The sequence below is a fragment of the Brachybacterium sp. p3-SID1565 genome (genome assembly GCF_025143785.1).
GTDB classification, from domain to species: Bacteria; Actinomycetota; Actinomycetes; order Actinomycetales; family Dermabacteraceae; genus Brachybacterium; species Brachybacterium epidermidis.
Genome location: NZ_JAMBDS010000008.1, coordinates 1 through 12,753 on the forward strand (window position 1 = coordinate 1; position 12,753 = coordinate 12,753).

Consider the following 12,753-nt stretch of genomic DNA (forward strand, 5'->3'; position numbering starts at 1 on the left):
AGCGGCGATGGCGGCGACCGCCACCACGATGCCCCCCGCGGTTCCGGCGATGAGTGCCCAGGCCAGCGGGGGCAAGGACCACCCGCTGCCGCTCTGCTCCGATGGCCCGTCCTCGATGTCACCGGGCCCTTCGCCTGCCCCGTCCGAACCGCCCCCGTCGGACACTGCAGGCACCCGGCCCGGGTCGGCCGCGGTGCGGTCCTGCGCGGAGGCCGCGCCCTGGCCGTCCAGCTCCGGCCCCTCAGCAGCCTCTCCCGCAGCATCGATGTCGATCGTGTACGGCACCTCGAACAGCCGGTCACCGTCGTACCGGGAGGGGACCATCGTCAGCTGCAGGTAGTAGTCGCCGGCCAGGTAGGAGCTGCGCGCTTCGGTTCCTCCCTGTTCCCGGTTCTTGAACTGCACGGCCGTGGCCTGGTTGAGCTGTACCTGCAGGCCCGGCTCCGCCGCCGCTGAGTGGCCGCCGGGATCCGCATCGCCATCGGGCGAGACCATCGTGTACACGTCCTCGCGCAGGGGCGAGATGAGCGTGGCGTGCAACGTCAGGTCCATGCCCGGCGGGGGCTCGAACTCGCCCAGCACGAGGGCTGTGCGCACCTGCTGCCCGTACTGCACGGGCACCCGGAAGAACTGCACCTCACCAGGGATGATGGTGCCGCGCAGGGGGCCACTGCCCGCTTGCGCCGCCGAGGCGAAGGAGAAGGCCGGCTGCACTTGCTGTCCGTCCGTGGGGACGGGCAGCGGGTCGATCTGGCGCGGCCACTTCACCGCCGGCGGCAGCCCCGACGGGTCGACCTCCTCCTCGGCGAAGAACTGCACCTCCACGGGGATCGCCTGGTCCTGCGACGGGTTGCCGGTGCGCTCCACCTGCAGGATCACCGTGCCATCGGCATCCGCTCCGAAGCAGGAGAGGTTCTCGGTCTGCCCCATCCGCGGGGTGGCGATGGAGGCCGTGATCGGCCCGTCGCCCAGATCGGCCTCGGCCCGGGCATCGAGATTCCCGATGCGGCAGTCGGTGCCGTCGAGGGCGAAGGTGCGCAGCTGGAGCTGGGCGAGCTTGTTCGTGGCGCCGTCGTCCCCGGGCAGCACCATGGTGGCCGCCACGTGGGCGATCTCGCCAGGTGCGATCTGCAGCCGGTAGTAGCGGGAGTGGCCCTCTCCGTCGTCGATCGCGGGGCTGCCGTGCTCGAGCACGTCCAGGTAGGAGCCGGGCACCAGGTCCACGGCCTCTTCGAGGCTGGTCCCGCCGGTGATCGGGCTGCCCGCGGAGGAGTAGCCCTGGATCGCACGGGTCATCTTGACCAACAGCTCATCGCGCAGCGTCTCGGCGTCGGTGGCGTCGGCGAAGGTGCCACCGGTGGCCTCGGCGATGCAGGCCAGCTCGTCCCGGGCTGCCTGCTCGGCCTTGAACCCGATGGTGTGGATGCGCATCTTGGGGTGCTGCTGGGCAAGTTCCCCTGCGACCTCGCACGGGGGCGGTCCCCCGCACTCGTCGATGCCATCGGAGACCAGCACGATCGAACGCATCTCCGCCTCGGGCAGCGCCTCGGTGGCCTTCCGCAGGGAGAGACCGATGGGGGTGTAGCCGGAGGGCTGCACCCCGTCGATCTCCTGCAGCAGTCGTTCCCGGTCCAGGCCGTCGGCCTCCACCAGGAGCTTGACGTCCTGGCAGCCTGCTTCTTGACTGCTGGCCGTCTGCGGGTCCGAGTTGCCGTAGGTCATCAGGCCCACGGTGGCATCGTCGGGCAGCATCGGCACCAGGCCCGAGACGGCCTCCTTGGCCACGTCCATGCGGATGCGGCCCTCCACGTCCTCCGCGCGCATGGAGCCGGAGGCGTCGAACACCAGCATCGACGGGGCCGTGCGGCCGGTGTTGTAGCCCTCGGCGAGGGCCGGGGATGCGGGGCCGGCCATCACCACCAGCGCCGCCACCAGCGTCATGATCAACACGGAGGCCATCGCCCTGGACCCGGGCACCGCGCGACGCCAGCGTGAGGGGCGCACCTGCGGTGCATCCGGGTCTCGGGACGGCTGTGCGCTCGGGATGGTGGCCGGGGCAGGAGCGGTACCAGGCGGCATGGGTGAGCTCACCCGGCCATCATGCCGGGTGATCGGCCTGTTCGTCAGCCGTGGCCGGCCAAGCGATGCCAGACTGGGATCACACAGCACAGGAGGGGCCATGTCAGAACCCAGCGGCATCCATGGTGCAGCGCCGGATCACAGCTCGCGCCCTCGCAGCAGGCCGGGGGTCGAACGCTGGGCCTGGGTGTCCATCCCCCTGGTCGTCATCGGCATCCTGATCCCCGGCATCCAGTCCCGGGACGGCGGCGCGGTCGGCCTGATCGGCCGCGCCACGGTGCTCTCTGCGGACCTCGTGGCGCTGCTGTGCCTGGGGATGCTCGTCGTCGGCATGGTACTGGGGTATCTGGGCAGGCGAAGCCTGGCAGGCCGCATCGGCCTGTGGATCGGGCTGGGGTACTTCGCGCTGGTGCTGGCGGCCGTACTGCTGTTCGGCGTTCTCGCCTAGCCGCCAGCTTCGCGCATGGGCGCGGCCTGAGTGCCCACGGCGTGCTCACCCGGCCATCATGCCGGGTGATCGGCCTGTTCGTCAGCCCAGTCCGGCACCCTGTTCCGGGTTCTCGCGGACGTCCTGCACCTTCCCGGAGGGCTGGGAGGGGTCTGCTCCCAGGGAGCCGGACTCGGCGGTGGCGCGCTCGCCCGTGGGGCGGGAGCGGCGATCGTTCACCCCGCGTGCCTTCATCTCCTGCCGCAGCTCGCGCGGCAGGGAGAACATGAGGTCCTCGGTCGCGGTGCGCACCGGCTTCACATCGCCGTAGCCGCGCTCGGCGAGCTCGGCCAGCAGCTGCTGGACCAGCACGTCGGGCACGGAGGCACCGGAGGTGACGCCCACGGTCTCCACTCCCTCGAACCACTCCTCACGCAGCTCGGCCACCGAGTCGATGCGATGGGAGGCCTTGGCACCGGCCTCCTTGGCCACCTCCATCAGGCGCACGGAGTTGGAGGAGTTCGGGGAGCCGACCACCAGCACCAGGTCGGACTGCGGGGCGATCTTCTTCACCGCGACCTGGCGGTTCTGGGTGGCGTAGCAGATGTCGTCGCTGGGCGGGGACTGCAGGGTGGGGAACCGCTCCCGCAGGCGGTCCACGGTCTCCATGGTCTCGTCCACGCTGAGGGTGGTCTGCGAGAGCCACACGACTTTCTCGGGGTCGCGCACGGTCACGTTGACCACGTCATCGGGCGAGTTGACGATCTGGACGTGGTCGGGGGCCTCCCCGGCGGTGCCCTCGACCTCCTCGTGGCCCTCGTGGCCCACCAGCAGGATGTCGTAGTCCTCGCGTGCGAAGCGCACCGCCTCCTTGTGCACCTTGGTCACCAGTGGGCAGGTGGCGTCGATGGTGCGGAGGTTGCGCTGCTCGGCCATCTCGCGCACCTTCGGGGAGATGCCGTGGGCGGAGAAGATCACCAGGGACCCCTCGGGGATCTCGTCGACCTCGTCGACGAACACGGCGCCCTTGGCGCGCAGGCTGTCCACCACGAACTTGTTGTGGACGATCTCGTGGCGCACGTAGACGGTCTCGTCGTAGTGCTCCAGGGCGCGCTCGACGGCGACGACGGCGCGATCGACGCCGGCGCAGTATCCGCGCGGTTCGGCCAGGTACACGGTTCCGGTGCTCACCGCTCCATCGTAGGGAACCAGCACCCGGGAGGGCACGGTGCTGGGGCATGCCTCACCATCCCTCCACACGCGCCGTGGTATCTCCTGACGACCACGGCTCTTGCAGCTCGGGGCCACAGGGCCGCTTGCCACGCCTGCTGCTCCTCAGGTCAGGCCCCAGGTTCCTCCCCACGGTCGGATCTCCCCCGGGTCGCGTCGGCGTGCCGGACTGTCGCACCCTCGTGCCAGAGTGGGCTCCATGACTGAGCACTCCCCGGGCGATGTCGCCGCTCCGGAGCACCGCACCCTGGCGCCCACCGCCGCGCAGACCACCGCGGAGAATCCCTGGCCGCTGCGCCAGCTGTCGGTGAAGGTGGGCGAGTACGTGGCGCGCATGTCCCCGCTGTGGGTGGAGGGCGAGATCGTCCAGCTCAACAGGCGTCCGGGGTCGGGGCTGTCGTTCATGACCCTGAGGGACATCGAGGTGGACATGTCCTTCTCGGTGCCGATCCGTGAGCACGTGCTGCGGGCCCTGCCCATGGAGCCCGTGCCGGGCGCGCGCGTGGTGGTGCACGCCAAGCCCACGTTCTGGACCCGGCGCGGCAGCCTCCAGCTGGAGGCCGACGACATCCGCCCGGTGGGGCTGGGCGAGCTGCTGGCCCGCCTGGAGCAGCTCAAGCGCGTGCTGGCCGCGGAGGGCCTGTTCGCCGCCTCTCGCAAGCAGCCGCTGCCGTTCCTGCCGCGCACCGTGGGGCTGATCTGCGGTCGTGAATCCGCTGCGGAGCGGGACGTGGTGGTCAACGCCCGGCGGCGCTGGCCCGCGGTGGAGTTCGCGATCCGGGAGGTCGCCGTGCAGGGCCCCAAGGCGGTGCGGGAGGTCTCCGCTGCGCTGCGGGAGCTCGACTCCCTCCCGGAGGTCGAAGTCATCATCGTCTCCCGCGGCGGCGGCTCGCTGGAGGACCTGCTGCCGTTCTCCGACGAGCAGCTGGTGCGCCTGGTGGCGGCGTCCACCACACCGATCGTCTCCGCGATCGGCCACGAGGTGGACACCCCCCTGATCGACCTGGTGGCAGACGTGCGCGCCTCCACCCCCACCGATGCCGCCAGGCGCGTGGTACCCGACATCCAGGCCGAGCTCGAGCAGCTCACCATGTCCCGGTCCCGCCTGCGCACCGCGGTGCGCAGTCGCCTGGAGCGCGAGCAGTCCACCCTGGATGCGATCCGCTCCCGCCCGGTGCTGGAGAACCCCTCGACGATCCTGGCGGGCCGGGCCGATGAGATCCGCGCACGCATCAGCCTGGCCCGCACCCTGGTGGGATCCCGTCTGGACCGGGCCCGGGACGAGGTCGGCCACCTGCGCAGGCAGGTGCGGGCACTCAGCCCCCTGGCCACCCTGGAGCGCGGCTACGCCGTGGTGCAGGACGCCCAGGGCACCGTGGTGCGGGACCCGCAACAGGCGGCGGTGGATCAGGCACTGTCCGTGCGGGTGGCCGCCGGTCGCTTCGGGGTGCGCCGCACCGAGGACGATCCGTACCAGCCGCCGCCCACCCCCTGACGCATCCACCTCGACCCGTCGTCACCGGCCCTCGCCCCTCGATCGCCCCGCCGGCCCCGAGAATCCGACCCTCACCCGAACGGAGACCCCATGACCCCGCGCCCCAGCAAGCTCACCAATTCCGCCGACTCCCCCGCCGAAGCCACCGCGACCACCGCGCCTGCGGTGCAGCCCAGCGACGACCCGCAGCCGCTGCCCTCGGACATCGCCGAGCTCAGCTACGAGGCGGCCCGGGACCAGCTCACCGAGGTGGTGCGGCGACTGGAGAGCGGGCAGGGCGGGCTGGAGGACTCGATCGGCCTGTGGGAGCGGGGCGAGATGCTCGCCCGCCGCTGCCAGCAGTGGCTCGACGGCGCACGGGAGCGCCTGGACCAGGCCGTGGCGGCCCGGCGGAAGGACGAACCGTCCGACGGGTGAACCCATGGCGGGCCGGTCCACTGCTGGCCGGACACCGCAGACCGGTCGAGACCGGTTCACCCGATCGAGGAGATCGCCTCCTCGGCCAGCTCCTCGAGCTCTGCGATCTCCGCCCCGCCGTGCACGAGCAGGCCCCAGTCCTCGCCCTGGCAGGACAGCCCCGTGCGGGGCTCGTCATCGGAGCCGCCGGTGACCACCTGGCAGGGAATGCCCGCGATCTCGCGCTCCTCCTGCACCGACGCCCCGGGCAGGCTCGCCGAGAGCACGGGGGCGGAGACCTCCGGGACCTGCACCAGTGCCACCAGGTGCCCCTGCGGCGAGGAGTAGCGGATCTCCCAGCGCTCCTGGCTGCCGGAGTAGCGCGCGGAGCGCTCGGCCCACTCCGCGCCCACCTCCGGCACGGCGACCGGGTACGGGGCGGTCCCCTGGGCTCGCTCCGCGCTGGCCGCGACGTCCAGCCCGGAGTTGGGCAGCGGCTCAGGGGAGGAGTCATTCCCCGCGCCGAAGAAGGCGAAGCCCACGACGATCACGATCGCCATGGTGAGCCCGAGTGCCCACACGATGTTGCGCAGGGAGGTGTTCTGCTTGGTGAGCCGGGAGTACGGTGACGTCGGCCGGGGCGCGGGGGTGTCGTCCGGGGCATGCATGGTCCCATTGTCCCCGCAACCGCGCCGCAGCTCCGCCGGGTCCTGGGGCACACCGTCTGCGGCGCCGCACCCGATGCCGCCGCGCATTCGCCCCACCCCACGAAACCTGCGATGATCGCACGGTGACCGCGACATTCCTCACCGTCGGAGAAGCCCTCACCGATATCGTCGTCCACGGGGACGGCCATCGGGTTGAGCACCCGGGCGGCTCCCCCATGAACGTGGCCGTGGCGCTGGGACGCCTGGGCTACACATCCCACCTGCTCACCCGCATCGGCAGCGACGCTCGCGGCGAGGCGATCCGCGCCCACCTCGCCGAGTCCCGCGTGGACCTCACCCCGGGCAGCATCACCGGTGCCACCACCTCCACCGCCGAAGCCCAGCTGGATGCCAGCGGGGCGGCCACCTACACCTTCGACCTGACCTGGGACCCGGACCCGTCCGGACTGCCCGACGGCATCACCGCCGTGCACACCTCCTCCATCGCCGCCGTGCTCGACCCAGGCGCCGCCACCGTCGCCCAGGTGCTGGACCGCTACCGCGGGCAGGCCACCATCAGCTACGACCCCAATGCCCGCCCCGCCCTGATGGGTGATGCGGCCGAGGCCCGCGAGCGGATCGAGGCGATCATCGAACGCGCCGACGTGGTGAAGTCCTCCGACGAGGACGTGGCCTGGCTGTACGACACCGAGGACGTGGAGGACGTCGTGGCCTCGTGGCGGCGCAGCGGACCCGGACTGACCGTCCTCACCCGCGGTGGAGAGGGCGCAGTGGGCTTCAGCGACTCCGGCCGGGTGCAGGTCGCCCCGCCGCGTGTAGTGGTGGTCGACACCGTCGGTGCCGGCGACACCTTCAGCGCGGGCATCCTCGATGCCCTGGCCGACAAGCGACTGCTCGGAGCCGATCGCCGTGAGGCGATCGCGGCAATGCCGTCGGACGACGTCGCCGGGGTGCTGCGCCGCGCCGCGAGGCTGGCCGCCGTGACGGTCTCCCGCTCCGGGGCCAACCCGCCGTGGAGCCACGAGCTGACCTGATCCGCGCCCCCGGCCCGCCGCGGCAGCGCTCACGCCTACCCTGCTTCCTGACCCCGAGACCTGACCCCGATCCACCACGTCCCGTCACCGCCGACCGCACACCGAGGGAGAGACCTTGTCCGAGAACACCACCGCGCCCGCGACCCAGGGCGAGTACCGCATCGAGCACGACACCATGGGCGAGGTGCGGGTCCCCGCCTCCGCCCTGTACCGCGCCCAGACCCAGCGCGCCGTGGAGAACTTCCCGATCTCGGGTCAGGGCCTCGAGCCCGCGCACATCCACGCCCTCGCCCAGGTGAAGAAGGCCGCCGCTCGCGCCAACAAGGACCTGGGCGTCCTGGATGCCGCGATCGCCGACGCCATCGTCACCGCCGCCGATGCCGTCATCGCGGGCGATCACGACGACCAGTTCCCGGTGGACACGTACCAGACCGGCTCCGGCACCAGCTCGAACATGAACATGAATGAAGTGCTGGCCACCCTGGCCACCCGCGCCGGCGAGGTCGACGTGCACCCCAACGACCACGTCAACGCCTCGCAGTCCTCCAACGACGTGTTCCCCACCTCGGTGCATGTCGCTGTGACCGCGGCGGTGACAGAGAAGCTGCTGCCGGCTCTGGCTCACCTGGCGGAGGCCCTCGAGGCGAAGGCCGAGGCGTGGAAGCACGTCGTCAAGGCCGGCCGCACCCACCTGATGGACGCCACCCCCGTCACCCTGGGGCAGGAGTTCGGCGGCTACGCGGCAGCCGTGCGCTACGGCATCGAGCGCGTCGAGGCCGCCCTGCCGCGCACCGCCGAGGTCCCCCAGGGCGGCACCGCCGTGGGCACCGGCATCAACACCCCGGCCGGGTTCCCGCAGAAGGTGATCGCCAACCTCGCCGAGCAGACCGGCCTGCCGCTGACCGAGGCCCGCAACCACTTCGAGGCGCAGTCCGCCCGCGACGGCCTGGTAGAAATGTCCGGTGCGCTGCGCACCATCGCCGTGTCGATCACGAAGATCTGCAACGACCTGCGCTGGATGGGCTCTGGCCCCAACACCGGTCTGGGTGAGATCGCGATCCCCGACCTGCAGCCCGGCTCCTCGATCATGCCCGGCAAGGTGAACCCGGTGATCCCCGAGGCCGTGCTGATGGTGTGCGCCAAGGTGATCGGCAACGACGCGGCGGTCGCCTGGGGCGGGGCCCAGGGCTCCTTCGAGCTGAACGTGCAGATCCCGCTGATGGGCACCAGCCTGCTGGAGTCGATCCGTCTGCTGGCCAACGCCTCCCTCGTGCTGGCCGACAAGACCGTTGACGGCCTGGTCGCCAACGAGGAGAAGGCACGCTTCTACGCTGAGGCCTCCCCCTCGATCGTCACCCCGCTGAACAAGCTGATCGGCTACGAGAACGCCGCGAAGATCGCCAAGCACGCCGTGGCCGAGCAGATCTCCGTGCGCGAGGCCACCATCGCACTGGGCTTCGTGGAGCGCGGAGACCTCACCGCGGAGCAGCTGGATGCGGCCCTGGATGTGCTGTCCATGACCGAGCCCAAGGCCTGATCGATGCCCCGGAGATCACCGCGTCCTGCTGCTGAACGGCCTCCCGGGCAGTGAACGACGGTCCCTCGCCGGCGACGGCCCCGTCGGTGCGTCCACTCCCTCTTCCCCCACCATTGGCGGTGCTGCGCGGGGTGTTCACCGTGGCGGGCTGGATGATCGCGACCCTTCCCCTGCTTTTCCTCGGACTGCTCGCCGAGCTCGCGCTCGAAAGCGGTCTGTCGCTCCTGGGCGTCCCGCCCTTCTCCGAATCCCAGACCGGGGACGGCGTGCTGTCTGCCGTCATGGTGTCGGGGGCGCTGGTCTCCGGGGCAGCACTGACCGTGGTCGTGGGTGTGTGGATCCTGCTGGCGACGATCGAACTGCGCATCGCGGAGGCGGTCGCGTCCAGGGAGCGACTCTCGGCACAGGACGCACGCCGGCTCTCCAGCACGGCTGGACAGCGGATCACGGTCTTGGTGGAACTCCTGGCCGGAGCACTCGTGCTGATCGGCGGGATCGTCGCTGTCATCGGTCTCATCTCAGGGAATCCCGAGCTCGGCGGCCGAGCCGGGGCCCTGCTCGCGCTCGTGCCCGGCGGGATCGCGGTCGGCGTCGTGCTGCTGCTCCTGCCGACGGTGGCCGCACCGGGCTCCGCCCGGCTGGACTCCCTGCGGGCACGCTGGCCGGAGGTCGCCTCGGAGCCGATGGACCTCGCTCGGCTGGCCGCGATCGAGTGGGAGCGCCGGGACAGCCCCGCCGACGACACGACGGAGACCGCCCGGTCCACGGGACACGACCACCGGCGGGCTGACGGCCAAGCCGGGCGACCGCTCCTCGTTCGCGCACTCTCCGCGCCGTCACTGCTCATCGCGGGTTTCGTCGGCCTCATCCTGTGCGACGCCCTCGGTCTCGAGGACGCGTGGTTGGCCGCACCCTTCCTGCTCCTGGCCCTCGGTGCAGCGGCTCTGCTTCTCCGGGCCGTCCGGAGGTCAGTGCGCGAGGGACGACGCTGGACGGACGCGACGGCCCCGGGGAGCGAGGCAGCAGCGCCCGTTCTGCAGTATGCGAGTCGCCATCCTGCGGGACTCGGCGCGAAGCTCCTCGCAGTCTCCTCGGGGCTGCTCCTCTCGGGGACCCTTGCCATCACACGAGTTCCGACACTCCCGCAGTCGACTGCCGCGGATCTCGCGATCGCGCTCGGGACTGCCGGTGGTGCGGCGCTGCTGCTGGCGATCTGCCTCAGCACGCACGAACACCTGTCGACCCGCGACTGGCGTGCTCGATTCCTCGCCGCCCGCCCGGATCTCGACCCGGAGTGGACCATCGACCTGCACCATGACGGGTTGGAGGAGATCCACCGCTGGCTGAACGGCTAGCTTCGCGTCCACGGGGGCGCTCGGACAGCCAGCGCAGCGGTCAGTCCCCGCCATCGCCTCCGTCGCCGTCGCCACCATCGCCTCCGCCGCCGTCCGGGTCGTCTACCCCGCCATGGGTCGTGGTGCCGCCCGACCAGCCCGCCGTTCCGGCGTCCCCCGCCCCTGAGCTGCTGCCGCCGTAGCCGCCCGCCGAGGCGAGCAGGCGCCGTACCACGTCGGCCGGCAGCGCGAGCGGCGGCAGCAGCGCCTTGCGTCCGGTCCCGGGCTCGTGCCGCGCCACATGCACGGTGAGCAGTCCCTCGCCGTCCTCCCAGCCGCCCGGCGCATCGGTGAACAGCTGCGGCGCATAGATGACCGCGCGAGCGCGCATCTCGCCGCGGCGCAGGCAGCCGGTGGCCCGGCGGGCCCCGTACTGCTCCTCCGGGTAGAGCAGGGGCGGCTGGGGGTCAGGGTCGGCGGCGGGCCCGGCGGGGGATGTCGGCCGACGGGATCCGCGGCGCGGGCCCGAGGAGCTCGGCCCCTTCCCCGGTGCCGCGCAGGAGCCGCCGGGCCATGAGCATCCCGACCCCCAGGGCGAGGACCACCCCCACCGCCATCGCGGGTGCGGGCAGGTCGGGGATGCGCAGCACCAGGAGGAGGACGACACCCACGAAGCCCCCGCCGAGCACGGCGGTGATCACGGTGCCGGCGCGCAGCACGCGGCGGTGCGGGAAGCCGGGCTCGAGCGCCCACGGGTCCCAGCCGAACATCCGACGCCGCCGGCCTCCGGAGGGCTCGCGGCGGTGCAGCGGAGGTGCGCTCTGCTCGCGTGCGGTCACGAGGCCCACGACACGGGGCGAGGTGACGCCGACCCCGCGAAATCGGACCCTTGACCATCGGACCCTTGACCTGGAGTGCACTCCATGGTTTTGGCTGTGACGCATGTGGATCCTGCTGCTCGCGCCCTTCGCGCTCCTCGCCCTGTCCCAGCTGCTCGCCCTCGTCGCCGTCGGCCAGGCCGCGCCCGGCACCGGTCTCGGTGCCGCCGCACTGTCGGTGCCCACCGTCGCCTACGTCGCCGCGGCGCTGCTCAGCGTCGCCGTGGTCGTCATCGCCGCGATCCCCGCCCGCGTCTCCGAGCCGGGTCCGCGCGGGGCGCTGATCGCCCTGGCGGTGCTGGCCGGGGCGCTGATCTGCGCCGCTCCCCTGCTGTGGGGTCGGACCATCGGCGAGTTCCACCTCAGCCACCATCTGGTGCGCGCGGCCGCCGTGGCCGTGTGCCTCGTGCTGTACTCCTGGTATGTCGCTGCCCATCGGTGAGGTCGCCCGCCGCAGCGGGCTCAGCCCGGAAGTGCGGGCCCGGGTGGAGGCGGCGCGGGCCGCCCTGGACGAGCTGGACGCGGCCCTGCACGAAAAGGAGCGGGCGCTTGCCGAGGCCCGCGCACAGCTGCGCTCGTGGCGGGAGGAGCTGGACTCCGGGGAGCCCTGGCCGGACACGCCGATCGGCTGAGCCGGGCGGCCCGGAGTTCGATGCCGGGGATCAGTCGCGGCCGGCCGCTCGTCGACGCTCCCCATCAGCACCGGCTCGCCGCGCCGGCTCCCCGACGCTCAATCGTCGTCGGCTGCTGCCCCGTCCAGTTCGTGCCATCGCCCGAGCGGCGTCGTCCTGGCCCGCGCGACAAGCTCCGCCGAGACCGCGCCACGCTGTTCGAGGGCATCGAGCACCGCAGCGCAGGTGCTCTCGAGCGCGTGGCGCTCCGCCTCGGGCAGCCGACGCAGCGTGCGGCGCAGCTCCCCGGCCGCGCCCCGCACGTCGGCGGCTCCTGCACGCCGCCTCGCCGCTGCGGTGTCCTCCCACAGGAGGGTGCCCACCTCGTCGATCGCGGCGCGCACCCCCTCCGCATTGGTCCGCTCGGACCTCGCGGCCCAGAGGTTCAGGGCCGCGAGCCCCATCGCGAGGGCGAACGGGATCAGCCCCAGCGCGGCGACCACTGGGGGCGCCATCACGGCCGCCGGGACCGCGAACCACGGCAGCACCAGCAGCATCACCAGCGTGAGCAGCGACGACACCAGGCGTGTCCCGGCTGACCTCAGGGGATTGCGCACCCATCGCAGGAGCAGCCCGAGGTGGAGCAGGCTCACCAGCGCATAGCTCGCACCGAGGAGGATGAGGAACCCCGGCGCCGCCTCCGCGCCCGCGTAAGGGGCGAAGCGGCCAATCGGCGAGGACTGAAGCGGGATCGCGAGGACTAGCAGGAGGAGCACGATCGGCACCCATCGGGGCGATCCCCCGCGGCGCCTCCACCGCTCCGGGTCCGCTGTCCTGCCCTCATGCTCGGCACGCAGCTTCTCTCCGCCGAAGCGCACCGCCCGCACCAGCGAGCGGTCCTGGAGCACGATCCGCGCCTCCGCCTCCCCGAGCCGGAGGGGACAGTCGGCCGTCAGCGCCCAGGTGACCGGGGCACGATGCGAGGGCGGCTGCGCACGAGCGGCGTCCGCGGCGCGCTCGGGATCGGTCATCCCCCGAGTCTCCCAGAGGGGCGGCCGGGCTCA

The 12,753-nt window shown here is 72.2% G+C and carries 14 protein-coding genes; 8 read left to right on the plus strand and 6 right to left on the minus strand.

Features of this window, described 5'->3' with window-relative positions; translation table 11 throughout:
- The coding region (locus M4D54_RS03425) for a VWA domain-containing protein (RefSeq protein WP_259890278.1) at positions 1 to 1,959 on the minus strand (1,959 nt) is incomplete at its 3' end.
- A gap of 220 nt (positions 1,960 to 2,179) precedes the next feature.
- On the opposite strand from M4D54_RS03425, the gene M4D54_RS03430 reads away from it, so the two are divergent.
- Positions 2,180 to 2,527, plus strand: coding sequence for a hypothetical protein (locus M4D54_RS03430; RefSeq protein WP_259890279.1), 348 nt, complete (start codon positions 2,180 to 2,182; stop codon positions 2,525 to 2,527).
- An 81-nt stretch (positions 2,528 to 2,608) separates the two neighbouring features.
- On the opposite strand, the gene M4D54_RS03435 is transcribed toward M4D54_RS03430, so the two are convergent.
- Complete coding sequence (locus M4D54_RS03435; RefSeq protein ID WP_259890280.1) at positions 2,609 to 3,697, minus strand: 4-hydroxy-3-methylbut-2-enyl diphosphate reductase; 1,089 nt, start codon at positions 3,695 to 3,697, stop codon at positions 2,609 to 2,611.
- Positions 3,698 to 3,935: 238 nt separating this feature from the next.
- On the opposite strand from M4D54_RS03435, the gene xseA reads away from it, so the two are divergent.
- Together xseA and M4D54_RS03445 are read left to right on the plus strand one after the other, a co-directional pair.
- Complete coding sequence (xseA, locus tag M4D54_RS03440) at positions 3,936 to 5,231, plus strand: exodeoxyribonuclease VII large subunit (RefSeq protein ID WP_259890281.1); 1,296 nt, start codon at positions 3,936 to 3,938, stop codon at positions 5,229 to 5,231.
- 90 nt (positions 5,232 to 5,321) lie between these two features.
- The gene (locus M4D54_RS03445) at positions 5,322 to 5,648 is read left to right on the plus strand and encodes an exodeoxyribonuclease VII small subunit (RefSeq protein WP_259890282.1); all 327 of its coding nucleotides are present in this window, start codon (positions 5,322 to 5,324) and stop codon (positions 5,646 to 5,648) included.
- A gap of 56 nt (positions 5,649 to 5,704) precedes the next feature.
- Here the strand turns inward: M4D54_RS03445 and M4D54_RS03450 are convergent, their stop codons facing one another.
- Positions 5,705 to 6,295: a DUF4245 domain-containing protein gene (locus M4D54_RS03450; protein WP_259890283.1), complete on the minus strand. Its 591-nt coding sequence runs from the start codon at positions 6,293 to 6,295 to the stop codon at positions 5,705 to 5,707.
- A gap of 122 nt (positions 6,296 to 6,417) precedes the next feature.
- Between M4D54_RS03450 and M4D54_RS03455 the strand changes: the two genes are divergently transcribed.
- The 3 genes from M4D54_RS03455 (at position 6,418) to M4D54_RS03465 (ending at position 10,221) form a co-directional block, all read left to right on the plus strand.
- Positions 6,418 to 7,329: a carbohydrate kinase gene (locus M4D54_RS03455; protein ID WP_259890284.1), complete on the plus strand. Its 912-nt coding sequence runs from the start codon at positions 6,418 to 6,420 to the stop codon at positions 7,327 to 7,329.
- A 115-nt stretch (positions 7,330 to 7,444) separates the two neighbouring features.
- Positions 7,445 to 8,866 carry a class II fumarate hydratase gene (locus M4D54_RS03460; RefSeq protein ID WP_311199667.1) on the plus strand — a complete coding sequence of 474 codons (1,422 nt, stop codon included), beginning with the start codon at positions 7,445 to 7,447 and terminating at the stop codon, positions 8,864 to 8,866.
- 86 nt (positions 8,867 to 8,952) lie between these two features.
- Positions 8,953 to 10,221, plus strand: a complete 1,269-nt coding sequence (locus M4D54_RS03465; protein WP_259890285.1) for a hypothetical protein — start codon at positions 8,953 to 8,955, stop codon at positions 10,219 to 10,221.
- Between the two features lie 40 nt (positions 10,222 to 10,261).
- Here M4D54_RS03465 and M4D54_RS03470 read toward each other — a convergent pair whose 3' ends face one another.
- Positions 10,262 to 10,591, minus strand: a complete 330-nt coding sequence (locus M4D54_RS03470; protein WP_259890286.1) for a hypothetical protein — start codon at positions 10,589 to 10,591, stop codon at positions 10,262 to 10,264.
- A 76-nt stretch (positions 10,592 to 10,667) separates the two neighbouring features.
- A complete protein-coding gene (locus M4D54_RS03475) occupies positions 10,668 to 11,039 on the minus strand; it encodes a hypothetical protein (protein WP_259890287.1) in 372 nt (123 codons plus the stop codon).
- A 103-nt stretch (positions 11,040 to 11,142) separates the two neighbouring features.
- Here M4D54_RS03475 and M4D54_RS03480 point away from each other — a divergent pair, with 103 nt between their 5' ends.
- Together M4D54_RS03480 and M4D54_RS03485 are read left to right on the plus strand one after the other, a co-directional pair.
- The gene (locus tag M4D54_RS03480; RefSeq protein ID WP_017824586.1) at positions 11,143 to 11,520 is read left to right on the plus strand and encodes a hypothetical protein; all 378 of its coding nucleotides are present in this window, start codon (positions 11,143 to 11,145) and stop codon (positions 11,518 to 11,520) included.
- A complete protein-coding gene (locus tag M4D54_RS03485) occupies positions 11,501 to 11,710 on the plus strand; it encodes a hypothetical protein (RefSeq protein ID WP_259890288.1) in 210 nt (69 codons plus the stop codon). Before M4D54_RS03480 ends, M4D54_RS03485 begins: the two co-directional genes overlap by 20 nt.
- Before the next feature lie 98 nt (positions 11,711 to 11,808).
- Here the strand turns inward: M4D54_RS03485 and M4D54_RS03490 are convergent, their stop codons facing one another.
- Complete coding sequence (locus M4D54_RS03490; protein ID WP_259890289.1) at positions 11,809 to 12,720, minus strand: hypothetical protein; 912 nt, start codon at positions 12,718 to 12,720, stop codon at positions 11,809 to 11,811.
- Positions 12,721 to 12,753: the final 33 nt, after the last annotated feature.

Excerpts from the sequence above, each read along its gene's own strand:
- M4D54_RS03485 (WP_259890288.1), top strand. The coding sequence starts at position 11,501 with ATGTCGCTGCCCATCGGTGAGGTCGCCCGCCGCAGCGGGCTCAGCCCG.
- M4D54_RS03470 (WP_259890286.1), bottom strand. The coding sequence starts at position 10,591 with ATGCGCGCTCGCGCGGTCATCTATGCGCCGCAGCTGTTCACCGATGCG.
- M4D54_RS03430 (WP_259890279.1), top strand. The coding sequence starts at position 2,180 with ATGTCAGAACCCAGCGGCATCCATGGTGCAGCGCCGGATCACAGCTCG.
- M4D54_RS03445 (WP_259890282.1), top strand. The coding sequence starts at position 5,322 with ATGACCCCGCGCCCCAGCAAGCTCACCAATTCCGCCGACTCCCCCGCC.
- xseA (WP_259890281.1), top strand. The coding sequence starts at position 3,936 with ATGACTGAGCACTCCCCGGGCGATGTCGCCGCTCCGGAGCACCGCACC.
- M4D54_RS03480 (WP_017824586.1), top strand. The coding sequence starts at position 11,143 with ATGTGGATCCTGCTGCTCGCGCCCTTCGCGCTCCTCGCCCTGTCCCAG.
- M4D54_RS03450 (WP_259890283.1), bottom strand. The coding sequence starts at position 6,295 with ATGCATGCCCCGGACGACACCCCCGCGCCCCGGCCGACGTCACCGTAC.
- M4D54_RS03490 (WP_259890289.1), bottom strand. The coding sequence starts at position 12,720 with ATGACCGATCCCGAGCGCGCCGCGGACGCCGCTCGTGCGCAGCCGCCC.